General features: G+C 57.6%; 26 protein-coding genes. 20 read left to right on the plus strand and 6 right to left on the minus strand.

Annotated features, from left to right (window positions below; all coding sequences use genetic code 11):
• Window positions 1-3 precede the first annotated feature (3 nt).
• Entirely contained in the window at window positions 4-762 is a 759-nt protein-coding gene (locus ACFCXQ_RS08010) for an SDR family NAD(P)-dependent oxidoreductase (RefSeq protein WP_379549503.1), read from the minus strand.
• Window positions 763-794: 32 nt separating this feature from the next.
• Window positions 795-2,216 (minus strand): sigma-54-dependent transcriptional regulator, encoded by a 1,422-nt coding sequence (locus tag ACFCXQ_RS08015; protein ID WP_379549505.1) that lies wholly within the window; start codon window positions 2,214-2,216, stop codon window positions 795-797.
• A 345-nt stretch (window positions 2,217-2,561) separates the two neighbouring features.
• Here ACFCXQ_RS08015 and ACFCXQ_RS08020 point away from each other — a divergent pair, with 345 nt between their 5' ends.
• From ACFCXQ_RS08020 to ACFCXQ_RS08090, 15 genes are all read left to right on the plus strand, one after another.
• Window positions 2,562-3,683 (plus strand): NAD(P) transhydrogenase subunit alpha, encoded by a 1,122-nt coding sequence (locus tag ACFCXQ_RS08020; RefSeq protein ID WP_379549507.1) that lies wholly within the window; start codon window positions 2,562-2,564, stop codon window positions 3,681-3,683.
• 185 nt (window positions 3,684-3,868) lie between these two features.
• Complete coding sequence (locus tag ACFCXQ_RS08025) at window positions 3,869-4,165, plus strand: hypothetical protein (RefSeq protein ID WP_379549508.1); 297 nt, start codon at window positions 3,869-3,871, stop codon at window positions 4,163-4,165.
• A gap of 71 nt (window positions 4,166-4,236) precedes the next feature.
• Window positions 4,237-4,587 (plus strand): hypothetical protein, encoded by a 351-nt coding sequence (locus tag ACFCXQ_RS08030; RefSeq protein WP_379549510.1) that lies wholly within the window; start codon window positions 4,237-4,239, stop codon window positions 4,585-4,587.
• Window positions 4,587-4,868 (plus strand): NAD(P) transhydrogenase subunit alpha, encoded by a 282-nt coding sequence (locus ACFCXQ_RS08035; protein WP_379549512.1) that lies wholly within the window; start codon window positions 4,587-4,589, stop codon window positions 4,866-4,868. Before ACFCXQ_RS08030 ends, ACFCXQ_RS08035 begins: the two co-directional genes overlap by 1 nt.
• Window positions 4,869-4,871: 3 nt before the next feature.
• Window positions 4,872-6,371 carry an NAD(P)(+) transhydrogenase (Re/Si-specific) subunit beta gene (locus tag ACFCXQ_RS08040; protein WP_379549514.1) on the plus strand — a complete coding sequence of 500 codons (1,500 nt, stop codon included), beginning with the start codon at window positions 4,872-4,874 and terminating at the stop codon, window positions 6,369-6,371.
• A gap of 11 nt (window positions 6,372-6,382) precedes the next feature.
• Window positions 6,383-6,730, plus strand: a complete 348-nt coding sequence (locus tag ACFCXQ_RS08045) for a hypothetical protein (RefSeq protein ID WP_379549516.1) — start codon at window positions 6,383-6,385, stop codon at window positions 6,728-6,730.
• A gap of 64 nt (window positions 6,731-6,794) precedes the next feature.
• On the plus strand, window positions 6,795-7,991 hold the full coding sequence (locus ACFCXQ_RS08050) for a parallel beta-helix domain-containing protein (protein WP_379549518.1): 1,197 nt from the start codon (window positions 6,795-6,797) through the stop codon (window positions 7,989-7,991).
• Entirely contained in the window at window positions 7,988-9,019 is a 1,032-nt protein-coding gene (locus ACFCXQ_RS08055; protein WP_379549520.1) for an SO2930 family diheme c-type cytochrome, read from the plus strand. The genes ACFCXQ_RS08050 and ACFCXQ_RS08055 overlap by 4 nt, the downstream gene beginning before the upstream one ends.
• A 2-nt stretch (window positions 9,020-9,021) precedes the next feature.
• Window positions 9,022-10,020 (plus strand): alpha/beta fold hydrolase, encoded by a 999-nt coding sequence (locus ACFCXQ_RS08060; RefSeq protein ID WP_379549522.1) that lies wholly within the window; start codon window positions 9,022-9,024, stop codon window positions 10,018-10,020.
• A gap of 50 nt (window positions 10,021-10,070) precedes the next feature.
• A complete protein-coding gene (locus ACFCXQ_RS08065; RefSeq protein WP_379549524.1) occupies window positions 10,071-10,766 on the plus strand; it encodes an aspartate/glutamate racemase family protein in 696 nt (231 codons plus the stop codon).
• Between the two features lie 103 nt (window positions 10,767-10,869).
• Complete coding sequence (locus ACFCXQ_RS08070) at window positions 10,870-12,030, plus strand: deoxyguanosinetriphosphate triphosphohydrolase (protein WP_379549526.1); 1,161 nt, start codon at window positions 10,870-10,872, stop codon at window positions 12,028-12,030.
• Window positions 12,023-12,730, plus strand: coding sequence for an NAD(P)H-binding protein (locus tag ACFCXQ_RS08075; protein ID WP_379549528.1), 708 nt, complete (start codon window positions 12,023-12,025; stop codon window positions 12,728-12,730). The genes ACFCXQ_RS08070 and ACFCXQ_RS08075 overlap by 8 nt, the downstream gene beginning before the upstream one ends.
• Window positions 12,731-12,752: 22 nt before the next feature.
• On the plus strand, window positions 12,753-13,196 hold the full coding sequence (locus tag ACFCXQ_RS08080) for an ABA4-like family protein (RefSeq protein ID WP_379549529.1): 444 nt from the start codon (window positions 12,753-12,755) through the stop codon (window positions 13,194-13,196).
• 64 nt (window positions 13,197-13,260) lie between these two features.
• A complete protein-coding gene (locus ACFCXQ_RS08085) occupies window positions 13,261-14,814 on the plus strand; it encodes a fatty acid--CoA ligase (RefSeq protein ID WP_379549531.1) in 1,554 nt (517 codons plus the stop codon).
• 11 nt (window positions 14,815-14,825) lie between these two features.
• On the plus strand, window positions 14,826-15,419 hold the full coding sequence (locus tag ACFCXQ_RS08090; protein WP_379549532.1) for a DUF938 domain-containing protein: 594 nt from the start codon (window positions 14,826-14,828) through the stop codon (window positions 15,417-15,419).
• Window positions 15,420-15,444: 25 nt separating this feature from the next.
• Here the strand turns inward: ACFCXQ_RS08090 and ACFCXQ_RS08095 are convergent, their stop codons facing one another.
• Window positions 15,445-15,573 carry an entericidin A/B family lipoprotein gene (locus ACFCXQ_RS08095; RefSeq protein WP_379549534.1) on the minus strand — a complete coding sequence of 43 codons (129 nt, stop codon included), beginning with the start codon at window positions 15,571-15,573 and terminating at the stop codon, window positions 15,445-15,447.
• 93 nt (window positions 15,574-15,666) lie between these two features.
• On the opposite strand from ACFCXQ_RS08095, the gene ACFCXQ_RS08100 reads away from it, so the two are divergent.
• Window positions 15,667-15,918: a hypothetical protein gene (locus ACFCXQ_RS08100; RefSeq protein WP_379549536.1), complete on the plus strand. Its 252-nt coding sequence runs from the start codon at window positions 15,667-15,669 to the stop codon at window positions 15,916-15,918.
• A 220-nt stretch (window positions 15,919-16,138) separates the two neighbouring features.
• Here the strand turns inward: ACFCXQ_RS08100 and ACFCXQ_RS08105 are convergent, their stop codons facing one another.
• Window positions 16,139-17,674, minus strand: a complete 1,536-nt coding sequence (locus tag ACFCXQ_RS08105) for a CpaF family protein (protein ID WP_379549537.1) — start codon at window positions 17,672-17,674, stop codon at window positions 16,139-16,141.
• A 189-nt stretch (window positions 17,675-17,863) separates the two neighbouring features.
• Here ACFCXQ_RS08105 and ACFCXQ_RS08110 point away from each other — a divergent pair, with 189 nt between their 5' ends.
• From ACFCXQ_RS08110 to ACFCXQ_RS08125, 4 genes are all read left to right on the plus strand, one after another.
• On the plus strand, window positions 17,864-18,757 hold the full coding sequence (locus ACFCXQ_RS08110) for a DMT family transporter (protein WP_379549539.1): 894 nt from the start codon (window positions 17,864-17,866) through the stop codon (window positions 18,755-18,757).
• Between the two features lie 100 nt (window positions 18,758-18,857).
• A complete protein-coding gene (gene glmS / locus ACFCXQ_RS08115; protein ID WP_379549541.1) occupies window positions 18,858-20,681 on the plus strand; it encodes a glutamine--fructose-6-phosphate transaminase (isomerizing) in 1,824 nt (607 codons plus the stop codon).
• 21 nt (window positions 20,682-20,702) lie between these two features.
• Complete coding sequence (locus tag ACFCXQ_RS08120; RefSeq protein WP_379549543.1) at window positions 20,703-21,074, plus strand: GFA family protein; 372 nt, start codon at window positions 20,703-20,705, stop codon at window positions 21,072-21,074.
• 90 nt (window positions 21,075-21,164) lie between these two features.
• The gene (locus ACFCXQ_RS08125) at window positions 21,165-23,525 is read left to right on the plus strand and encodes a putative bifunctional diguanylate cyclase/phosphodiesterase (protein WP_379549545.1); all 2,361 of its coding nucleotides are present in this window, start codon (window positions 21,165-21,167) and stop codon (window positions 23,523-23,525) included.
• Between the two features lie 24 nt (window positions 23,526-23,549).
• On the opposite strand, the gene purQ is transcribed toward ACFCXQ_RS08125, so the two are convergent.
• Window positions 23,550-24,227 carry a phosphoribosylformylglycinamidine synthase subunit PurQ gene (purQ, locus tag ACFCXQ_RS08130; RefSeq protein ID WP_379549547.1) on the minus strand — a complete coding sequence of 226 codons (678 nt, stop codon included), beginning with the start codon at window positions 24,225-24,227 and terminating at the stop codon, window positions 23,550-23,552.
• Window positions 24,227-24,460 (minus strand): phosphoribosylformylglycinamidine synthase subunit PurS, encoded by a 234-nt coding sequence (gene purS, locus ACFCXQ_RS08135; RefSeq protein ID WP_379549549.1) that lies wholly within the window; start codon window positions 24,458-24,460, stop codon window positions 24,227-24,229. Before purS ends, purQ begins: the two co-directional genes overlap by 1 nt.
• Between the last annotated feature and the right edge of the window lie 3 nt (window positions 24,461-24,463).

Consider the following 24,463-nt stretch of genomic DNA (forward strand, 5'->3'; position numbering starts at 1 on the left):
CGCTTAGAGCGTAAATCCGCCATCAGAGACCAGCACATGGCCAGTGAGGTTCGCGCCTGACGGAGCTAACATATAGAGAATATCGCTGGCGATTTCCTCGCTTGTGGCAAAGCGGCCGAGCGGTGTGGTCGTGGTCATCGCCTTGATCGTTGCTTCGCGCCCATTGGCCTCGACGGACTGTTTGAACTCTGGCGAGCTTTCCCAGATGTTTGTGTCGACGCCGCCCGGTGCGATGGCGTTAACGCGGATCTTGTTGGGCGCGCCTTCAAGGGCTGCAATCCGCGTCATATGAGAAACCGCGGCCTTGGCCACGCCATAAGGTCCGATCCCAGCGATAGGCTTTACCCCGGTTGATGATGAGGTGATGACGGCGCTGCCGCCTTTGTCTTTCATCGCACGCATCGCGGCGCGAAGAGTCAGAAAAGCGCCATCGAGGTTGACGTCCATAATGCGGCGCCACTCGGTAAACTCGAGGTTGGCGATTTGGCCGCTACCGCCGATTCCAGCGTTGACGACAGCATGATCGAGACCAACAAGACGGGGCTCGAGATCGCTCCACAAGGCCTCTTCGGCTACGCTTCCGGTGATCGTCTCCACCTCGCAAGGCAAGTCGAGCGCGTCCATGCCGGCTGTATCAACATCAACGAGGAAGAGCTTTGCTGCGCCGCGAGCAGCAAGAGCCTTCGCGCAGGCCGCGCCAATGCCGGATGCTGCACCCGTTACGAGCGCAGTGCGGCCTTCAAAATCTTGGATATCCGTCATGTACGACCCGCTAGGCGGATCGCGGCATTACATCAAGCAGCGTTGTCAATCCCCAGATCGCTGAGCTTGCGATAGAGCGTCGAGCGACCAATGCCGAGGCGGCGTGCGACTTCGGTCATACGGCCGCGGTAGTGGCCAATGGCGAGGCGGATAACATCGGCCTCAATCTCTTCCAGCGGGCGCAGATTGCCGTCATCAGTGTACAGCAATACGCCAAGGCCGCGTGCTCTGCTTTCTGCGCGATCCTGACGGTCGCCTAGCAATTCATACAATTGGGGAAAGCTATCTGCGGTAAGCGCTTCGCTTTCCTCACTATATACTGCTGCGCGGAACAGCACCGCTTGCAACTGGCGGACATTGCCCGGCCAATCATATGCTTCGAGCAGCGTCAGCGCGCTGTCAGCGATGGAGTGATGGCGCAGGCCCGGTTGCTCACCAATGCGGGTGAGGAAATGGCGTGTCAGCGCGGGAATATCGCCGCTGCGCTCACGCAGTGGTGGGACCTCGATCAGCGTGGCTGAAAGTATCTCGTAAAGGCTTTTTGAAAACTCACCATCTTCGACCATTTGCGCTAGCGGTTGATCGCTTGACGCCATTACGCGGACATCGACTTTAAAACCATGTAGTGCGCCTGTCGGGCGGACAACGCCGGTCTCCAGCACTTCGGCTAGACGGTCTTGAAGCTCGCGATCAAGCCGGTCGATTTCATCAAGCAATAGAGTGCCGCCATCGCAAATCTGCAGCGAGCCAATTTGCTTGTCGAACGCGCCTGGAAATGCGCCTTTCTCATGGCCGAACAGCAATGTCTCAATCGAGGTAGCAGGAACGCCAGCGATGTTGATCGAGCGCATTTGCATTTTTACACGCGGTGACGAGCCGAACATGGCCCGCATCAGCATTTCTTTGCCTGTGCCGGTTTCGCCTTCAACGAGCGCATGGCCGTGGCCGCGCGCCGCGGTTGCTGCTTTCGCGAGCGCCGTGCGAAATGGCGGCGCTGTGCCCACCATCGCATCGAAATCGAGCGTCTTGTGGATCTTCTCAGCCAATGGCTGAAGTTCGTTTTTAGGCGCTTCGCGGGTTGTCGCGCTGCGCAATGCCTGAAGCAGCCGTTCTGGCGCGACAGGCTTGATCAGGTAATCGGTAGCGCCCGCACGCATCGCTTCGACAGCGAGCAAGGGCGAGGTGCTGGATGTCAGCATCAGGACAGGCGCGGCTGGGCGGCGCTGTTTCAACTCACGAATAAGGTCGCATGCGCTCTCGCCCGGGACCCATTGGTCGATCAAGATTGCGCTGACATGCGTTCCTTCGTCGGAATCGAGCATATCAATTGCTTCATCGCTTTCGCCCGCGACAAGCGTGCGGAAACCCTCACGCGCTGCGAGTGCCGTTATAAGGCGGCTTTGCGCCGGCTCATCATCAACGAGCAACAGTAGACGTGTGTCGCAATCATCCATTCGGTCTTGCCCCAAAAGATCACCTCCAACGCCGAGCTATTCAGCGCTTGACCGTGCCAATACAGGACAAGGGTAAAGAGCCGATTAAGCCTAACTCTGGTGATATTTACGCTTGTCACTCTGAACACGGCATGTGCAGGGGCTTGAGCAAGCGGGCTCAGCGCGATAGGACAGTGTAAATAGTCTTTAATTTCGTTCCGGGGGTCCCATGGCTTCGTCGCATGACATGAATTCTGCAAACAAGATGTATTCTGGCTTTATCGCAAGCTTGAAATGGGTCGTGCCGCTGCTTGCGGTCATCACGTTCCTCGTTATTCTGATCATCGCGTGAACTAGCGCAGAGGCATGCGCATAGCGGTTCTTAAAGAGCGAGCATCTGGCGAAGAGCGGGTTGCCGCCACGCCGGAAACGGTCAAAAAATTCATCGCTTTAGGCGCGGATTTGGCAATCGAGGCGGGCGCTGGTTCCGGCGCATCGATCTCTGATCAGGCATTTGTTGATGCGGGCGCGAGCGTGGGCTCAGCGGCGGATGCATGCAAAGACGCGGATATCGTTCTTGGTATTCAAGCGCCTGATCCCGTGCTGCTTGCTGGCGCAAAGCCCGGCGCATGGGTGGCGGCGACCTTTGACCCGTTCCGTAATGGTGATTTGGTCCAAAGCTACGCGAAGCAAGGGCTAGAGGCATTGAGCATGGAATTTATGCCGCGTATTACCCGCGCGCAGAGCATGGATGTGCTTTCCAGCCAGTCGAACCTCGCTGGATATAAGGCGGTGATCGCCTCAGCAGATGCCTATGGCCGCGCCTTCCCGATGATGATGACGGCGGCAGGTACGGTTCAGGCCGCGAAAGTCTTTGTCATGGGCGTCGGAGTCGCAGGACTTCAGGCAATCGCGACAGCCAAGCGGTTGGGCGCGCAAGTCTCTGCAACCGATGTGCGATCCGCCACGAAAGAACAGATCCAATCGCTCGGCGCAAAACCGATCTTCGTTGAAAGCGTTGAGGGGATCGAGGGCGAGGGTTCGGGCGGCTATGCCACCGAAATGAGTGAAGAATACCAGAAGGCGCAGGCCGAGCTGGTATCTGAACACATCGCCAAACAGGATATCGTCATAACCACGGCGCTGATCCCCGGACGCGATGCACCGCGCCTTATCTCAGATGCGCAAATCGCCAGCATGAAAGACGGCAGTGTGATCTTCGATCTCGCAGTGTCCCAAGGCGGCAATGTCGAGGGATCGCGGCCTGATACTCCAGTGCAAAAGCATGGCGTGACCATCATCGGCTTTTCAAATACGGCTGGCCATCTGGCGGCTGATGCCAGCGCCTTGTTCGCGCGGAACCTGTATAATTTCCTCTCGGCCTTTTGGGATACCGAAGCGGGCAAGCCCGTGCTCGACGAGGAAATCGGCGATGCGGTGCGCCTGACGCAGGGCGGTAAGATTGTGAATGAGAGGCTATTGGGGTGAGGGCCTCTCTGGCATCCGCGGCGCTCACAACTGGATTATGTGCGCTCCCGGCTGCGGCATCTCCGCAGCCAGAATTTCTCGCGCTGGAGCTTCTTCAGACCGCCGGTGAGGAGCGTAGAGCATTGCGCGCTGAGATTCGCGAATATATCCAAGAGTTTGTGCCTGTCTGCCCATCGAAGCCTCCCATGAAATACGAAGCGGCCTTTGGTGGTATTACCTCTGAGCTGAACACGCTGATCCAATCAATGCAGGACACACAGCTGATTTTGGATGTGAACATCGCATATGAGGATGAGTTGGATGCGGTGATGCACCAACGCACTCTTGTTCGCTGTTCACTCGGTGAAATCAACGAGGACCAAGCACAAACCCTGCTTCGGGCCGCAATGGGCAAACGGCAAGATATCGAGATCAGAGCCAACGCAGCCTTGAGAGCAATTGATCTGGCTCACGCAGAATTGAACGATCGGGCGTTGCCGTGAGAGTTTTACTGCTCGGTTTGACTGGCTTACTTGCCGCATGTTCCAGCGCGCAGCCTGCTGATGCGCAATCGATGAGCGCTGTATATCTGCCAGATGATGCGCGCGCAGGTGCTCAGCTGCGTGCGGAAGTCGGGGTAGTCCTGCAATTTTTGTATAATCCATGTGGAGGTACGGATGCTCTCGTGCCCGCTATCGACCGGTTTGTCGCGCTTCGCGATGGCCAGAAGGCATACGCGCGCCGGTTGGATTTTGTCATTGCTCGTGCGGACTACGATTATCAGATGAGCCTGGTCGATATAGCTTGCCCCGACTGGAGCGAGGAACAGCAGCGCGAAGCGGATGAACTTAATGCGTCCGTCGCTGACGCCACGATGGATCGGATGGACATCGTGCTCAAAGAATTAGCCGAGAAAGGCGAATAATGGACTTTATCAGCATTCTCTCGATTTTCGTGCTGGCGTGTTTCGTCGGGTATTACGTGGTCTGGTCAGTCACCCCGGCGTTGCATACGCCGCTGATGGCGGTGACCAATGCTATCAGCTCGGTCATCATTGTCGGTGCGCTCATCGCGGCGGCAGAGGCGGCGAGCCCGGTGGCCAAATGGCTCGGGCTGTTTGGCGTGGTGCTCGCAAGCATCAATATCTTTGGCGGGTTCGCAGTAACGGCGCGGATGCTGGCGATGTATAAGAAGAAGGAGAAGTAAGAGATGACCTTCTCCATCCTCGCAAGCGCCGCACAGGGCGCTGCTGCCACTCCCGCATGGGCAATGCTCGCGTATCTGGTGAGCGGCGTGTTCTTTATCTTGGCATTGCGCGGGCTATCCAGCCCGGCCACGAGCCGCGCGGGCAATCGCTATGGTATGATCGGCATGGTCATCGCTGTTGCCACAACGCTGGTAACGCATTGGCCGATGAGGCTGGGCGATGCAGCCAATAGCTATGTTGGGCCGGATCTAGAGACGATCGGATTGATCGCAGCGGCGATCGCCATTGGCGCGGTCATTGGCCTCACCATCGCGCGCAAAATCGCGATGACCGCGATGCCAGAGCTCGTTGCAGGCTTTCACTCGCTGGTAGGCCTCGCCGCAGTCGTTGTGGGTCTCGCCGCATGGCTCGACCCCGCGAGCTTCGGGATTACGGATGCGGCGGGGCAGATCCTAACGGTCAGCCGGGTTGAACTGGGGCTGGGCATCGCGATTGGTGCGATTACATTCTCAGGATCGGTCATCGCCTTCCTGAAACTGTCTGGCCGGATGAGCGGCAATCCTATTCTCTTGCCGATGCGCCATGTAGTCAATCTCGGAACACTGGTGGCGATCCTAGGGCTTATTGCCGCATATGCCGTGTCAGGCGCCGGCGGGGCGGGCGAAGGCCAAATGATCATCTGGATCACCGTGCTCGCCTTTGTCATCGGCTTCCTGCTGATCATCCCAATCGGCGGGGCGGATATGCCGGTCGTGGTCAGCATGCTCAACAGCTATTCGGGCTGGGCGGCTGCCGCGATGGGCTTCACGCTCAGCAACACCGCGATGATCATCACAGGCGCGTTGGTTGGGTCATCGGGCGCAATTCTCAGCTACATTATGTGCCGGGCTATGAACCGGAGCTTCATTTCGGTGATCGCGGGCGGCTTTGGCGCGGATGAAGCTGCTGGCAGCGGTGAAGCGCGCGAGGCTCGCCCCTATAAGCAAGGCAGCGCGGCCGATGCGGCCTTCATGTTGGAGCAGGCCGAGAAGGTCATTATCATCCCCGGTTACGGCATGGCAGTAGCGCAAGCGCAGCATGCTCTGCGCGAAATGTGCGACATGCTCGAAGAGAAGGGTGTTGAGGTGAAATTCGCCATTCACCCGGTGGCGGGGCGTATGCCGGGGCATATGAATGTGCTGCTGGCTGAGGCGAGCGTCGATTATGACAAAGTGTTCGAGCTCGAAGACATCAACAGCGAGTTCGCGCAGGCTGATGTCGCATTCATCATCGGCGCGAATGATGTGGTGAACCCGGCGGCGAAGACTGACAAGAGCTCGCCCATTTATGGCATGCCTGTGTTCGATGTCGATAAGGCCAAGCAGGTCTTCTTCATTAAGCGCTCGATGGGCGGGGTCGGCTATGCCGGTGTCGATAATGATGTGTTCTATATGGACCAAACCATGATGCTGCTCTCGGATGCGAAGAAGATGGTCGAAGAGATCGTGAAGGGGCTCGACTAGGGCCACCAGCCATGAAAAAGCTTATCGCTCTCATTCTGGTCGTTCTGCTCGCGACAGGGGCATGGTTCTACTTCAGCGGCGGTTTGGACCGCGTGACCGAAAGCCGTGTCGAAGCGGCTTTGGTGGATGCTGGTGCGCCGCCAGAACTGGCCGCTTGCATGGCCCCTAAAATGGTTGAACGCCTGTCGTTGGTTCAACTGAAAAAACTCGAAGGGCTGCGCGCAGACGATGGCGAGACCACCGTACCGCTCTCGCCATCTGAGTTGATCGGCCGCATCCAGCGCGTCGATGACCGTGAAGCATTGCAAGTCACTGGGATGGCCGCCACGAGCTGCGCAATTGGATCACTGCTGAACTAAGACCTGCGCGGTACTTGCATTATCTCCTCGCTCCGGCACAATGCCCGCCAAGGGAGAGGTGTCCATGAAGAGTTTTGCACAATATGCCGGGGCAGTGGCCCTGATTGTTGCCGCCCCTGCACTGGCTGCGACGCATACGATTGAGCCGGGCGAGGGCGCGCAGGAGCGTTTACAAGAGGCGCTGATACTGGCCGAACCGGGCGATGAGATTGTGCTGGCGGCCGGGCGCTATGCGCTGACCGACGGGCTTAGTTTGGATGTCGACGGTGTGACGCTGCGCGGCGCTGGCATGCAGCAAAGCGTACTTGATTTCACCACTCAGTCTGGCGCGGGCGAGGGCTTGCTCGTGACCAGCGACGATGTCACCTTGCGCGACTTTGCGATTGAGAATGCCAAGGGCGATGGGATCAAATCCAAAGGTGCGGACCAAATCATCTATGACCGGATTCGCGTGGAATGGACCAATGGCCCCGACGCCGCCAATGGCGCATATGGAATCTACCCTGTCGAGGCGAGCCATGTGCTGGTTCAAGACAGCTATGTTCGCGGTGCTTCCGACGCAGGCATTTATGTCGGCCAGTCCGAGCAGATCATCGTGCGGCGCAACCGCGTGGTCGAGAACGTCGCTGGCATCGAGATCGAGAACAGCAATTTTGCAGAAGTGACGGAGAACCTCGCCACGCAAAATACTGGTGGCATTTTGGTTTTCGATCTTCCTGGTCTGCCCAAAGTTGGCGGCGGCTCCGTGCTTGTCGCGAACAATGCGGTCATCGAAAACAACACGGATAACTTCGCGCCAGAGGGCAATATCGTCGCCAGCGTGCCTGCGGGTACGGGCGTCATGGTGATGGCTAACCAGGGCGTGCATGTTCAGGACAACGCGCTGATCAACAACGTTACCTCGCACGTTATGTTGATCGCCTACACTCAGGAATTTGACGATGAGCGCTATCAACCGCGCCCAGTTGATGTGGTGGTACGCGGCAATATTTATGGCTCAGGCGGAAGCGCACCAGACTTTGAAGGCGGCGAACTGTTGGCCGCGGCGTTTGGTGGCGCTCTCCCATCGATTTTGACCGATGGCCTTCATCAGAATCTGGCAATTGAGGACGCGGTTCCTGTTCTTTCGCTTGGCCTGACCGAGGTCGGTCAGCCCTTCACCAGTGCGTCACCATCAATGCTGAACCCAGTTGTTGCCGGGGATGCGCCAGAACTGGCTCGGGTCACTCTGCCTGAAAGCATGCAGGCCCGGCTTAAGTGAGAACGCATGCGCTGATTCTGGCGAGCGCGCTGGCCGCTTTAGCCGGGGCGATGGCTGCGTCAGCGCCTGATACTGCGGCGCGCACTCCGGCTTCAGTTAACAACATCGCCGTTATGGAGGGGATGCCGCGACAGCTTTCCGACTATCGTTTCTTCTTCCGCCTTCGCGATCACGACTCGCTTCAGGCCGTCGGTTATGAGCTCAACACTCCGCTCTATTCCGATGGCGCTGACAAATTGCGTTTTGCATACATTCCTTCTGGCAAGCAGATCATAGCCGATGGGGAGGGGCTGCTTCAGTTTCCAGTTGGCAGTGCGCTCATCAAAACCTTCGCATTTGGGGAAGGGGCAGACCGCCGGTTGATTGAGACACGCGTGCTCCTGCACCGGACCGATGGTTGGCTGGCTCTGCCCTATCGCTGGAACGAAGAGCAGACCGATGCGCGGCTCGCAGTCGCCGGTGCTCGCATTCCCATTACGCGGCCTGATGGGGCGGAAATCTCTTACCGCATCCCGAATAAGAACCAGTGCAAGCAATGCCATGTCAAAGACGGCGTCGTGACACCAATTGGCCCAAAGGCACGCAATCTGGACGGCGCATGGCTTGAGCAAATGGTCGAGCGCGGACTGTTAGACGCGGTGCCTGCGGCCAGCGATAGTGTGCCGGATTGGCATGAGCGTGAGGGCGGAGACACTGCTTCGCTTGCCCGCGCCTATCTCGATGTGAATTGCGCGCATTGCCATCAGCCTGGCGGCATGGCGTCGAATTCAGGGCTCGATCTGCGCTGGGAGCAGGATGATCCCCATGCGATTGGCATTCGCAAGCCGCCCGTTGCTGCTGGGCGCGGTGCAGGTGGATTGGCCGTGTCGATTGATCCAGGCGCGCCGGAACGCTCTATCATGATCCACCGAATGAGCTCGACTGAGCCGGGCGTTGCGATGCCGGAGCTGGGCAAGAATACAGTTGATGAAGAAGGGCTGGCGGTGCTTACCCGCTGGGTCTTGGAAATGCCGCAAGGAGAGAACTGATCATGAAATGGGTTTTGCGCGGGCTTGCGGTGCTCTTCATCCTATTCGTAATTGCGATCATCGCATTGCGGGTGCCCGATACCGATGCAGCTGCGATGCAGGCTAAATATGGCGCAGAGCCGTCGCAATTTGTCGAGCTCGATGATGGTCTGCGCGTCCACTACCGCGATGAAGGGCCCAACAGCGGCGAAGAGGATGCGCCAGTACTTGTGCTCCTCCATGGCTCGACTGCCGATCTTCATACTTGGCAGCCTTGGGCCGAGGCCTTGCGGGATGAGTACCGCGTGATCCGCTTTGACCAGATCGGGCATGGCCTCACTGGCCCCGATTTGGCCGGTGATTATTCGCTGAGCAGCTTTGTCGCCGACATTGACGAGGTGGCCGACAAGCTGGGTCTTGAGAGCTTTATCCTTGCAGGCAGCTCAATGGGCGGGGCGCATACCGTTGGCTATGCACTTGCGCACCCAGAGCGGCTGGACGGAATCGTACTGGTCGGTGCAAGCGGTGCGCCCGTACGCCGTGAGGGTGGCGGCAGTTTTGCAATGAGCCTGGCGCGCACGCCGGTCATTAATCAGATCATGGCGCACATTACGCCGCGTTCGATGATCGAGAGTTCGTTCTCGGGTATGGTCAGCAATAAAGACATGATCACTGACGAAATGGTCGATCGTTATTGGGAGCTTCTGCGATACCCCGGCAATAGGCAGGCCACGATTGCGCGGTTTTCGGTAGAGCGCAGCCCATTTGACGCGGAGGCGGTGAGCGGAATTACGGTGCCCGCGCTCGTGATATGGGGCGCGGAAGATCCGCTTATTCCCGCCGCATCTGGCGATTGGTATGACGAGCATTTGCCTTCATCGGCGCTGGTTTCCTATGCCGACATTGGCCATTTGCCCCATGAGGAAGCGGCAGAGCGCAGCGTGAACGACTTGAAGGCGTGGATCGGCACGATATCACCAGATAGCGCTTCGCCTGAGGCAGAGCTTGCTGTAACCCAGTAAGTACAAAGCACTCGCGCAAGCCGAGCTTAGCACTGAAAAGGAACGCTCACGTGCGGAAACTAGGCCTGATTGGGGGAATGAGCTGGATCTCCACCCAGACTTATTATCGCCAGATCAACAGGTTGGTTCAGAAGCAGCTGGGCCCGGTGGCCAGCCCGCCTTTACTGCTCGAGACTCTTGATTTTCGGGACCACTACGATCTGCGCGAGGATGCGCAGTGGGAGCAGTCTTCCAAAGAGCTGAGCGAGACAGCTAAGCGGCTGGAAGATGGTGGGTCCACCGCTATCCTGATTACCTCCAACGTCATGCATAAGGTTTATGAGGATGTGGCGGCGGCGGTGTCCGTTCCGGTGATCCATATCGCCGATTGTGTTGGCAAGAAAATGGCCGCTGACAAGATTGAGCGCGCAACCCTATTGGGCAAGAAATCAGTCATGACCGAAGGGTTCTTTCGCAAAATGCTGGTCGCGCATGGCGTCGATCTGATGCCGCCAGATGCCGAAGCGGCCGAGCAGCTTGACCGGATTATCACCGCCGAGCTGAAACTGGGCAAAGCAACGCGCGATGCGGAACGTGCGCTGAAGACGATTATCACCGTCAATGAACAGCAAGGGGCAAAGGCCATCATCCTCGCCTGTACTGAATTGGAGCAGGTCGTTGATATCGATGCGAACGTTCTACCGATCTACGATACGACCCGCATTCACTGCGAGGCGGCGGCCGACTGGATATTGACCGAGGATTAGGCGCAAAATCCGCACGGATGATGCGGCTATGAACAGTCCACTGTGAGGTTCGTATTCTGTTCCCGTTGTCGCCACGGCACGGCTCACCTAATCCCCGTTAACCATGATGCTTGCCCGCTATGCCGCTGATCCCGCCCATTCAAAGGGCCGCGAATTCAGCTTGCCTGACGAGGGCGAGCGGGGGCCTCGTAACGCCTTTCAGCGTGATCGTGACCGAATTATTCACTCCATTGCTTTCCGGCGGCTACGCTCCAAAACGCAAGTCTTTATCGCGCCAGATGGTGATCATTATCGCACGCGGCTCACGCATAGTTTGGAGGTGGCGCAGATTGGACGAGTGCTGGCCCGGGCGCTCAGCTTGCATGAAGACCTGACAGAGGCCTTGTGTCTTGGGCATGATATTGGCCATCCGCCCTTCGGTCATGCTGGCGAAGCGGCGCTATCTGAGGCGATGGCGCATGCAGGCGGCTATTGCCACAACGCCCAAGGACTGCGCACTTTTACTCGGCTCGAAAGCCCCTATCCTGCGCATGATGGACTCAATCTGACGTGGGAAACGCTCGAGGGTATGGCCAAGCACAATGGCCCGGTGACGGGACCCAATTGGGCGATTGCCGAGATCGACGAAGCCTTCCCGCTTGATTTGGGGCGCTGGCCTTCATTGGAAGCGCAAGTGGCCAATATCGCGGACGATATTGCCTACGATAATCACGACATTGATGATGGGCTGCGAGCTGGCTTCCTCCAGCTTGATGATCTTCTGACGCTCGATTTTGTCGCGGACCAGTGGCGCAGCGTAGAGAAGCGCTTTCCAAATGCGCCGCGCGACCGGCAATTGCGCGAGCTGGTACGCGGGCAGATTGGTCTGATGGTCAATGATTTTCTGGAAGAGACGACGGCGCGCATCGCCGATGTCGCGTCAGCCGATGAAGTGCGCGATGCGGACCGCCCGCTAGCAGGCTTCTCTGCGCCAATGCGTGAGCAGGAGCGGCGACTGAAGGCCTTCATGTATGAGAAGCTCTATTATCACCCTGAACAATTGGCGACCGCCGAGCGGGCCCGCGAGGTAATCGCCAAATTGTTCGTCGCATACAGCCAAGATAGCGAGACGCTGCCGGCTGAATGGCGGGAGGGCCTGCCGCCCGAAGACCCCGAGCGCAGCCGCCACATCGCTGACTTTCTCGCTGGCATGACGGACCGTTTTGCGATTGACCAATGCACCAAGATTTACGGCAAAGCGCCGAGCGGGTTGAGCAATGTCTGAGCCGCTTTCAGGCCCCATGCGTCTCGCTTTGGTCGGAGCGACAGGGCTCATCGGGCGCAGTGTGATGGAGCAGTGCGTCGGGCGGGGCGATGTCCGCCTTACCGCTATCTCGCGCCGAGAAGCGCCACTGCCCAAAGGCGCTCGGATGGAGATGTTCGTCGCGGAGCCGGAAAAATGGGGTGAAGTGATCGAGGCGATCCGTCCATCCGCGATGATTTGCGCCTTGGGGTCTACTTGGAAAAAGTCTGGCCGTGATGAGGATGCGTTTCGCGCGGTGGATCACGAATTGGTGCTCGCGACCGCTCGCGCCGCGCAGGAACACGGCGTTAAACGTTTTGTCGCGATTAGCTCAGTCGGAGCGGACCCACATGGAAAATCGCTCTATCTCAAGGTCAAAGGTGAAACGGAGCGCGAATTACGCAAAATCAAATTCGAGCGACTCGATGTTTTGCGGCCCGGCCTTCTTCTGGGTAAGCGGCAGAATGATACGCGCCCTGCTGAGAAGCTAGGGGCTTTGGCGAGCCCGGTGCTCAATCCATTTATGCTTGGCTCGCTGCATAAATATCGCGGGATCAAGGCCGAAGTGGTTGCGCGCGCCGCGATTGCCTTTGCACGGCGCAAGGCGCGTGGGCGGTTTGTTCATGAGAATGAGGCGATCATGAAAATGGCAGCGAGCCTGCCGGAATTGGCCGAGCTTTAGGGGCTATAGAGGGGAGAGATACATGCCATGGGATACACTGTTCAGCGCGGCAAACATCTATGCGGCGATTGCGTGGGTGATCCTGATCCTGCTCCCGCGCTGGGAATGGTCTATGCGGGCGCTGCTGGTTGGTGGCGCAGGCCTCCTATCCTTGGCCTATGCCTTTCTCATTATCGGGTTTTGGACCGGGGGCATTGATATCGGACCCGGCAATGGAGAAGAAGGTAACTTCAGCTCCGTTGCTGGCGTTCAAGCGCTATTCGCAAAGGATGGCGGCCTCGTCTTGGGCTGGGTTCATTACCTAGCTTTTGACTTGTTTGTCGGACTGTGGATCGCGCGCGAGGCAGATGAGCGCGGTGTCTCGCGGTTTATTCAGGCGCCGATTTTGCTGGCGACTTTTCTGGCGGGGCCCTTGGGGTTGACCGTCTGGCTGATCGCGCGGGAGACCTTCGCCAAAGAGAAGTAGGGCCTTGCGCATCCGCTAATCCGTGCCAGAAAGGCAAAAAAACATAAGAGAGGATATAGCGGATATGAGCGGATCAGATGACTTTCTGACATTCCATGAGTTTATTGCGCACTGGGCGAAGGACCGGCCTGATCGGATTGCGATTGAGCAGGAAGATCGCACAATCAGCTTTGGTGAGCTTGATGATCTGACCAAACGCTTGGTTGGTGTGCTTCAAGCTCACGGTATTGGCAAAGGCGACCGGATCGCTTGGCTCGGCAAGAACCGCGATATCTTCTATGCTCTGTTCCTCGCTGGTGCGCGGATAGGAGCGGTAACAGCACCGATTGGCTGGCGACTGGCCCCGGCAGAGATTGCATATATTCTGGGCGATACCGGCGCGAAACTGGTCGTGACCGGCGATGGGTTTGAAGAAGCCGCACGCGGGGTGGTGGCCAGCAACGGCCTAGATGCCGAAGTCATGCCTGAGCATGCGCTGCGTGATGCCGCGGGCGCTGCTGAGCCTGCCAGCTTCACACCGTCTTCCGACAACGATCCCGTACTCCAGCTCTATACCAGCGGCACCACCGGCAACCCCAAGGGCGCAGAGCTAACCAATGCGTCCTTGCTGGCGCTACGCGGGCCATCGCGCGCGGCTGGGTTTGCCTGGACTCAGTATGAGCCGGATGATGCGATGCTGGTCGCCATGCCCTGCGCACATATTGGCGGGCTTGGGATTGTGATCAGCGCGATCAGCAGTGGTATCAAATCGATCATTCAGGAAGAATTTGACCCGGCGACTTTCCTCGAGGGCGTTGAGCGTGGCGGCACGCATATGTTCATTGTGCCCGCGGCCCTGCAAATGGTGATCCAGCATCCCAAGGCTGCGACTACCGACTTCTCGGGCATCAAGTTTCTGATGTACGGCGCCGCGCCCATGCCGCTCGAACTGCTCAAAGAAGCGGTAAAGACCATGCCGCAAGCCGGAATGCTGCAAGTGTTCGGCATGACGGAGACGTGCGGTTCCGTGAGCATGCTGCCGCCCGAGGATCACTCGCTTGAAGGCAATGTGCGTATGCGCTCTGCCGGCAAGGCTATGCCCGGTGTCGAAATCAAGATTGTCGATGTTGATGGCGATGAGCTCCCACGCGGCGAGATTGGCGAGATTGCGGTTAAATCACCGTCCAACATGCTGGGCTATTGGAACTTGCCGGATGCCACCAAAGGCGCCCTGCGCGATGGCTGGATGTACACGGGCGATGCGGCGCTGATGGATGCAGATGGCTACATCTATATCCAAGACCGGATCAAAGACATGATCATCTCGGGCGGCGAGAATGTCTATCCCGCCGAGGTGGAAAGCGCGATTTATGGCCATCCAGCCATTGCAGAGGTCGCGGTGATTGGTGTGCCGGATGAGAAATGGGGCGAGGCCGTCAAGGCCTGCGTCGTGTGCAAGCCAGGCGAAAATGTCGATGAGGACGATGTCATTGCCTATGCGCGCGAGCGAGTGGCGGCCTTCAAGGCGCCCAAAAGCATTGATGTGATCGACGTGATGCCGCGCAACCCATCAGGCAAGATTCTGCGCCGCCAATTGCGCGAGCCCTATTGGGCGGGCCAAGAGCGACAAGTTAACTGAGGCTCTAACCGGTGAAGCGTCATGCCCCGGCGACAGCGCGCAATTCGGAAGCAGTTGCTGACGTGCTTGAGCGCGAGCTGCCCGCGCAAGGCCGCTTACTGGAAGTGGCCAGCGGCTCAGGCGAACATGCGGTGTTCTTTGCGCGGCGTTTTCCGCAGCTCGAATGGCAGCCCAGCGATCTTGATCCAGAAGCGCTTGCTTCGGTTGATGCCTATGCTGCCGAGGCGGGGCTGGCCAACATACTCCCAGCGATCCGGCTGGATGCAAGCGAGGCGGAATGGAGCATTGAGAGCGCTGACGCAATTCTATGCGTAAACATGGTGCATATCAGCCCGTGGGAGGCGACGCAGGGTCTGTTTAGCGGTGCTGGCAACGTGCTTGCCACGGGTGCGCCATTGATACTGTACGGGCCCTATGTTGAAGATGGCGTCGAAACCGCGCCGTCCAATATCGCATTTGACCAAAGCTTGAAATCACGCGACCCGCGATGGGGTTTGCGGGCGCTCGAAGATATAGATGCGCTCGCCGCACGCTCAGGCTTTGCGCGCAGCGCCCGTTACACAATGCCAGCAAACAATCTGACGCTGGTCTATCGCCAGGTGTGAGCCGCCTAGGCCGTTATGACTGCGCCTAGTCGATGGCGTCTTCGCCAGCACGGCCAACCGAGGAGATGTCCTCGCCTAACCCTTGAACAGTATTACAGGCGGCGGTGGTCAGCGTCATTGCGACCAAACCAAATGTGATTGCCAATTTGCGCATTGCTCGTTCCTTTTCCAAACGCTCAGCTACAAACTATAGGCTAGACGCATCATGAACACCATGGATGCTTGCCTGATCTGATCGCCGTGCCATATGCGCTTAATGGATTGGTTCCATGATCTGTTATTTGCCAGTGACGCAAAACTCCTTGCTATGGCCGGCGCGGGCTTTTTGCTCGTCGCTGGCTTTGCTTCACTGATGGAGCGACGGCGCGGCAAGGCGCGCGATATCGAACGCCTCGATCAGGTGGGATGGGTGCCTTGGACAAGCGTATTTGTTGGCTGCGCAATTATTGGCGGCGGCATGCTCACCATGAGCCTGCCGGTTGTGATTGGAAGTTTGTGAGGGGAGTGTTTTGGTTTTGCGCAGCACGTCCGTGCTGCGATATCCTCGCTCATGCGACCTGAAGGTCGCGTCGCTGTGGACGGCCAGTCGGCCTTGCGGTGCTTCGCACCGATTTAGCATTCATCCGGCGAGCGACCCGCAAGCCGCAAGCGCGACTGCGTGCCCGAGCCTATGCGAGGATAGCCAAGTGAGCGGACGCGAACGCCGGCGCTTGAGGCTTCTACAGGCAAGCCTCAAGATAAGCCTGATCAAAGCCGTACTGACGGGCCTTTTCAAGTGTATACGGACGCAGGCCGGAGGCGCGGAATTCGCCTAGAATCTTGCCGTCTTCGCTCTCGTCGAGATATTCGAACTTGAATAAGTTCTGCGTCACGATCACATCGCCTTCCATCCCGATTACCTCGGTGATGTCCGTGGTGCGGCGTGAACCATCGCGCAGACGTTTCACCTGCACAATGATGTCGACGGATTCGGCGATCTGCGTTGAAATGGCTTGCTTCGGGATCTTGATGTCGCCCATCAAAATCATGTTTTCCATACGGCCTAGGCACTCGCGCGGGCTGTTGGCGTGAAGCGTACACATCGAACCATCGTGGCCAGTGTTCATAGCTGCGAGAAGGTCGAAACACTCAGCGCCGCGAATCTCACCAAGGATGATGCGGTCTGGGCGCATACGCAGGGCGTTCTTAACAAGGTCACCAATCGTAATCGCGCCTTGCCCTTCAAGGTTAGGCGGACGTGTTTCGAGCGGTAGCCAGTGTGGCTGTTGCAAGCGAAGCTCGGCAGCATCCTCAATCGTCAGCACGCGCTCGCCTGGGTCGATCATTTTCGACAGAGCGTTGAGCATGGTGGTCTTACCCGAACCCGTACCGCCTGAGATAACAATGTTCATCCGGCTGGCACCTGCGATTTTGAGCGCTGTACACATTTTCTCGCTCATTGAGCCGAAGTCCTTGAGCATGTCGAGCGTGATCGGCTTCTCTGAGAACTTACGAATTGAGATCGCCGTGCCTTTGAGGCTTAGCGGCGGGACGATCACGTTAACACGCGAGCCGTCTTTCAAGCGAGCATCGGCCAGCGGCGTGGTTTGGTCGACGCGGCGGCCAACCTGGTTCACGATTCGCTGGGCGATCTGGAAGAGGTGCTGCTCATCGCGGAACCGGATGGGTGCGATGGTCAGCTTACCGCCTTTTTCGATATATGTCTGGTCAGGGCCGTTGACCATGATGTCGGACACGTCGGGATCGGTCAGCAGCTCTTCAAGCGGGCCAAAGCCGAGCAGTTCGTCCACCAGCACTTTTTCAAGCGCGAATTGCTCGCGGCGATTGAGTGTGACTTTCAGCTCAGCGAGCACTTCCAGAATGATCGGACGGAATTCTTCCGACAGCTCTTCTTTGGAAAGCGTGGCTGCAGCCTCGGGATCAACCCGTTCGAGCAAGCGCGGGAGCACTTGCTCTTTAATCTTGTGAACGCTGGCTTCAAAACCGCCGATGTCAGCTTCGCCGGAATGCGTAGTGTTCATCCGGTCATCGAGGCGGGCCAGCGCATCGTCATGCTCCGAGTTGCCACTTGCTGCAGGCGCTGGGGCTTCCTTCGCTGGTTGATCATCTTCTGGGAGAGGCGGGAATTGCTCACCACCTGCCTCGCCATCGGAAGAGCCGCCACCGCCGCCTTGCATCGGCTTCGCGTTGCCGAACGACGGACGAGCACCTGGCTTCATACCTGCTGGTGCACTTTTCCGGCCGAATGCGCTCATCGATGAAACCCCCAAAAATTCGTAATAATTCAAATATGGTCACTCGCAGCGAGCTGCTGGGAGCGTCCTGTCATGGTTTGGTGAATAAACTGGAAACCTTGATTTTTTCCTAAGCTCGCTTGCTCGAATTTTACGTCGGTGGCAGGGCGGGCTGATACGTGGCCTACGTATAACTAAGGGCGGTGGTTAATGGAAAATAGAGAACGCAGCGGGATCTTGCTCGCTCTGTGCGGGTTTGCGCTGCTCTCTTGTGGGGATGCGGTGATTAAGACGATGGCGGGGGCTTGGTCCCCGATCGCGGTTGCTGCATTGCGCTTTTGCATCGGCGCTGTTGTGCTCTCGGCTTTGTTGTTTTGGCGTGAAGGCGCGCGCGCGTTTGTTCCTGCGAACTTTTGGTTGCAAGTGGGCCGAGGGATTTGCCTCACGGGTGCAACCATCTGTTTCTTCTCGGCGATTTTTGTGATGCCTTTGGCCGAAGCGATGGCGCTGAGCTTTGTCTCACCCATATTTGTAGCGATATTGAGCTGGCCGCTTTTGGGAGAGAAAGCGCCGCGGGCGACCTGGATCGTCTCGCTTATTGCGCTCGTTGGGGTTGGGCTGATCCTGCGACCTAACTTCGCAGAATTGGGCTGGATGGCAGTGCTACCGATTTCAAGCGCGTTGTTCTTTGCGCTTATGCTTATTGCCAACCGCGCGAGCGCTGGCCAGGGAAGCACGCTATCGATGCAAGCTTTCCTTGCGATATCTGCCGCGCCGTTCCTCACTGTTGCTGCATTTATCGGTCACCAAACTGGGTCAGATTTTCTCGCGGTCACAGTGCCCGATTGGAGTGTTGTGGCGAAATGCGCATTGGTCGCAGTCTCCGCAAGCATCGCACACGGGCTGGCTTTCCTAGGAACAATGAGAGCGGGTGCTTCGACTATTGCGCCAACCACTTATGTGCAGTTGATTATCGCCGGTGTGCTGGGGTGGGCCTTCTTTGATGATATGCCAGATGCGACATCGATGCTTGGAGCGGCGATCATTATCGCAGGAGGGATCGTCTTATGGCGCAGCGCGAAACCGGTTCAGCCTGCAGCATAGCAGGACAGGTTAAGCGCGGCGATTGATCGGCGCGTATTTGCCGCTATTGCTGCGATGCTTACGTCCGTTTGGACAGGAATGAACTCAGGATAACAAACATATGTGCGGAATAATTGGCATTGTCGGCACTGCGCCGGTTGCGGATCGGTTGGTCGATGGCCTTCGCCGGATGGAGTATCGCGGGTATGACAGTGCGGGTGTTTGTACTCTCCACGAGAATGCGCTCGTCCGCCACAGGGCAGAGGGAAAGCTGGCCAATCTGGTTGATGTGCTGGCGGGAACGGACGCTCCCGGCACCGTCGGGATTGCGCATACCCGCTGGGCGACACATGGCGCACCGACCACCACAAATGCGCACCCCCATGCGACCGCTGAGTTGGCGCTGGTGCACAACGGTATCATTGAGAATTACAAGGAATTGCGCGCCGAGCTAGCGGATGAGAACCGCAGCTATGAAAGTGAAACCGACACTGAAGTCGTCGCGCATCTGATCTCATCCGGTATCGAGAAAGGAATGGAACCCCGCGAAGCTGTAGGCGAAGTTTTGCCGAAGCTACGCGGCGCCTTCTCGCTCGCGATTGCATTTCGCGAATACCCTGATCTGTTGGTTGGTGCGCGGCTCGGTTCGCCGCTGGTAGTTGGCTATGGTGATGGCGAGATGTATCTCGGGTCGGACGCGCTGGCGCTCGCACCGCTGACGCAGCGTATTGCATATCTCGAAGAAGGCGATTGGGTGGTTATCACTCGCGATGGCGCCCAGATTTTCAATTCGGACAACGAGCCAGTGAAACGCGAAGTGACCACCTCGGGCGCGTCCGCAGCTGCTGTTGAGAAGGGCAATTACCGCCACTTCATGCAGAAAGAGATTTTTGAACAGCCTACCGTTGTTGCGCAAACGCTCTCATCTTATCTGCGCCAATCGGACAATTCGGTTGCTTTGCCGCAATTCGATTTCGACATTTCCCAGATTCGCCGCGTGACAATCGTAGCTTGCGGCACGTCCTACTACGCCGGGATGGTCGCAAAATACTGGTTTGAGCAATTTGCCCGCGTGCCTGTGGACATCGATGTTGCAAGCGAGTTTCGCTATCGTGAGCCGGTTCTGGAAGAGGGCGGTCTAGCGCTTTTTATCAGCCAAAGCGGCGAGACTGCTGATACCCTTGCCGCGCTGAGGCATTGCAAGGAGAATGGCCAAACGATCGCAGTGGTTGTGAACGTGCCGACCAGTTCGATGGCGCGTGAGGCGGATCTGCTACTCCCGACCCATGCGGGACCGGAAATCGGCGTGGCCTCGACCAAGGCTTTCACCTGTCAGCTGGCTGTTTTGGCCGCGCTTGCCGCGCATATGGCCGTCAAGAAGGGATTGATGTCGCGGGCTGAGGAAGAAGAAGTTGTTGGCCACTTGCTCGAGGCACCAGCGAGCCTCAATGATGCGCTCAATCACGATGATGACATTGCAGAAATGGCGCCGCTTATCGCGCCTGCACGCGACGTGCTCTATTTGGGGCGCGGGCAAGACTTCCCTCTGGCGATGGAGGGCGCGTTAAAACTCAAGGAAATCAGCTATATTCATGCAGAGGGCTATGCTTCGGGCGAGATGAAGCATGGACCGATTGCCCTGATTGACGATGACGTGCCGGTTATCGTGATCGCGCCTTCGGGGCCGCTGTTTGAAAAGACAGTTTCCAATATGGAAGAAGTCCGAGCGCGCGGCGGCAAAATCGTGCTGATTTCCGACGCAGAAGGTTTGGCCCAAGCCGGCGAAGGCTGCATGGCGACCATCGAAATGCCCAAAGTGCATCCACTGATTGCGCCGCTCGTCTATGCGGTGCCTGTACAATTGCTGGCGTATCATGTTGCCTGCGTAAAGGGCACTGATGTCGACCAACCGCGTAATCTGGCAAAATCTGTCACGGTCGAATAGCGTGGCCGAGCGAGGGGCGAGATGATGCAGGTAACAGGTGGTTGCCATTGCAAAGCGGTGCGCTTTACCGCCGAGATTGAGGAAAGCGTTAGCCTGCTTATTTGCAACTGCTCTATTTGCGAGCCGATTGCTTACGAACATCTCATTGTGCCAGAGGCCAAGTTCACGCTTGAAGCAGCAGATGATGCGCTCACTTCCTACCGTTTTGGTTCGGGCGAGGCAGAGCATTTGTTTTGCAAAGTTTGCGGTGTGAAAAGCTATTATTGGCCGCGCTCGCACCCAGGCTGCGTTAGCGTTAATTTCCGCGGCTTGGACGATCGGACTGGCATTACAGTCGAGCGCCAATACTTCGATGGCAAGAACTGGGAAATGGCGAAGCTAAACTTGCGTTAAAACCTATGCCTAATTTGAGGTAAATTCCCCTCTAAATCATAGGTTAGTCCTTTACTCAGCCATAACTATTTGCGGCTAATCGCTCGACTTGTGCACGAAGAGACAAACTCCACACCAATTGGCGCTATCCCTAGCATTCGCGAGACACTCGGCCTTGATGGGCTGGGGGTGGGCGACTGGGCGCGCATTAATGGTGTGCGCTATGCGCGGCTGAAAGAGCGTGCAGTAGCGCGCTTAGTGTTCAATCTGTCATGCTTGATGCTCGCGGTAATCATGCTCCATCCTGTGGCGCCGATGTGGGGTATTGCGCTTTGGGCTGCTTTGGTAACTGGCCTCGCCGCAGACAGTTTTCGGCTTGACCGCGAGCTTGGCGATGCTGACCAGCGCAACCTCAAGGTCGGCGAGTTTCGGCACCATGGGGCCAACTCCGCATTGAAGGGCCTCGCCTGGGCAGCGCCGATCTTGATTCTGATTCCAACTGGTGCGCATGCGCAGATCGATCAGTTCAGTGCGCTTGTGTTCTTGTTGATGCTGCTCGCGTCCATTTCACGGTTCAGCGCGCCGATAGCGTCTGTTCTGTTTTGTATGTTTTTAAGCCTCACGATGGCTGCGGGATACGCATTGCACGAAAGCTATCTCTTAGCCGGCCTAACTACCTTTATCGGTGTAGCCGCGACCCTTGGCGCCATCGAGGGGGCACGCACAGACCTTGCCGCACAACATGCCCAGTCTGGTATGATCGAGAAAAGTGCGGTCGTTTCATTGCTGCTGCGCGAATATGAAGATAGCGGCGCTGACTGGCTGTTCGAGCTTGATACGAACAGGCGACTACGCTCTGTTTCGCCGCGACTGGCCTACGCCCTTGGGCGCGATGCTGAGAACATTGAGGGCAAGGGCTTCTTGCAACTGATCTCTGGGGATGACTGGGACAGAGGCAGCTTCCCGCCGAGTCTGCGCGAGCTCGCGAGCAAGATTCGGAATCGCGAAAACTTTTCCAATATGACTGTCCAGGTCGAGATCAACGGAGCTCAGCGTTGGTGGGAGCTGTCGGGCACGCCAATGCTTGACGAAGAGGGCAAATATACTGGCTTCCGCGGGGTCGGATCGGACGTTACTGCACAGCACGAATCGTCCGAGAAAATCGCTTACCTCGCGCGCTATGACACGCTCACGTCATTGCCGAACCGGCTGATGCTGCATGAGGCGCTTGCTGATGCCCAAAGTCAATCTGGGCAATCGCGTTCGCAATGTTGCTTTATGATGATTGACCTCGACCGCTTCAAAGAGGTCAACGATTCGCTCGGCCATTTGGTTGGCGATCAATTGCTCGCTCAAGTTGCCGGCCGGCTCAGCTCGCTAATGTCCGAGAATGCAATTTGCGGGCGTCTGGGCGGCGATGAATTTGGCGTGGTGATCAAAGATGCGGGCCGCAAAGCTGACATTAGCGAGATTGCTAACGCGATCATCAGCCGGCTTTCTGAACCCTATAGGGTGGAAGGCCATACCCTTTATGTTGGTGCGAGCGTGGGCTCGGCGCTTGGCCCGCGCGACGGCGAAACCGTTGAAGAATTAATGCGCAATGCCGACTTGGCACTTTACCAATCGAAGGATTTGGGCGGCGGCGAGCATTGCGAATATCAGCCAAAACTGCACGCATCGGCTGAGGAGCGTCGCACGCTAGAGGCCTCTTTGCGCCACGCGCTGGCGAACGAGGAGTTCGTGCTCAATTATCAGCCAGTTGTTGATTCGCACGGCGAGCACATCGTTAGCTTTGAGGCGCTGATCCGCTGGATGAGCAAGGAGCACGGGTTTGTCAGTCCTGATAGATTTATCCCGCTCGCAGAAGAGACGCGCCTTATCGTGCCGATCGGCAAATGGGTTATGCAAAGAGCATGCGAAGAGGCGACCACTTGGCCGCGTCATATCAAGGTCAACGTCAATGTTTCGCCCGAGCAATTGCTTGAGCCTGACTTTGTTCAAACGGTGGTTCAGTCACTTACCTCGAGCGGGCTCGAGCCGCGGCGGCTCGAAATCGAAGTGACTGAAAGCATCTTCTTGCGCGATGCCAATGTAGCCGCAAACGCGCTGGAACAGGTCATGGCGCTAGGCTGTTCAGTCGCTCTCGATGACTTTGGCACAGGCTATTCCTCGCTTGGTTATCTGCGCCAACTGCGTTTCTCAACGATCAAGGTCGACCGGACCTTTGTTCAAGGGGCATCGCAAAACAGCTCGGAGAGCTTGGCAATTATTCGTGCGGTTGTCGCCATGGCCCAAAGCATGGAAATGACTACGACTGCTGAAGGTGTAGAGACAGCCGAAGAGGCCGCGCTTATCCGTGAATTGGGATGTGACAAGATCCAGGGGTATTACTTTGGACGGCCAATGCCTGATGAAGACGTTGCCAAGATGCTGAGGCCTCAGCAGCCTGAGGCAAATCGGCTGAGGGCTTGATATCAGTCCAGTATGCCGGTCAGCTCAGGCGTCGACTAGCGCCGCAAACGCATTTTCGAACAGCGCTAGGCCATCTGTCCCGCCATGCGCCGCCTCGACCGCTCGTTCGGGGTGCGGCATCATTCCCAGCACATTGCCCGATGCGTTGACGATGCCTGCGATGTCGCGCTGCGAGCCGTTGCAAGGTTCATCATAGCGGAAGACCACGCGGCCATCGCCCTCGAGCCGGTCAAGCGTGTCGCTGTCCGCAAAGAAATTGCCATCATGATGCGCGACTGGAATGCGCACGGTCTGGCCCGCATCATAACCGCCGGTGAAGATCGTCTGTGTGTTCTCCACCTTCAAAGGCACAGTGCGACATATGAAGTTTTGACTGGCATTGCGCATCAGCGCGCCGGGTAGCAGCCCGCTCTCGGTCAGCACTTGGAAGCCGTTGCACACACCCAGCACAGGCACGCCGCGCTCCGCCGCCTGTTTGACGCTGCGCATGATGGGACTGTTCGCGGCCATCGCGCCGGAGCGCAGATAATCACCGTAGGAAAATCCGCCCGGCAGCGCGATAAAATCGAGGCGGTCCGGTAGTTCAGCATCGCCGTGCCAAACGCGCAGTGCCGGTGATCCGCTCACCTTTTCCAGCGCAACCGCCATGTCGCGGTCACAGTTTGATCCGGGAAAAGTGATAGTGGCTGCGCGAAATGCCATTAGCCGACCTTCTCAATCCGGTAATTCTCAATCACCATATTCGCGAGCAGCTTCTCGCACATATCGGCAAGCGCTGCATCAGTAGTGTCATCGGAAACATCCATCTCGACCGTTCGGCCAATGCGAACATCATCTACGCCGTTAAAGCCAAGGCCTTCCAAAGCGTGATGAACCGCGCGCCCTTGTGGGTCGAGCACGCCGGGCTTGAGGCTGACATGGATACGCACTTTCATCGG

It is taken from the genome of Qipengyuania rhodophyticola (genome assembly GCF_042493225.1).
In the GTDB taxonomy this organism is placed as follows: domain Bacteria; phylum Pseudomonadota; class Alphaproteobacteria; order Sphingomonadales; family Sphingomonadaceae; genus Erythrobacter.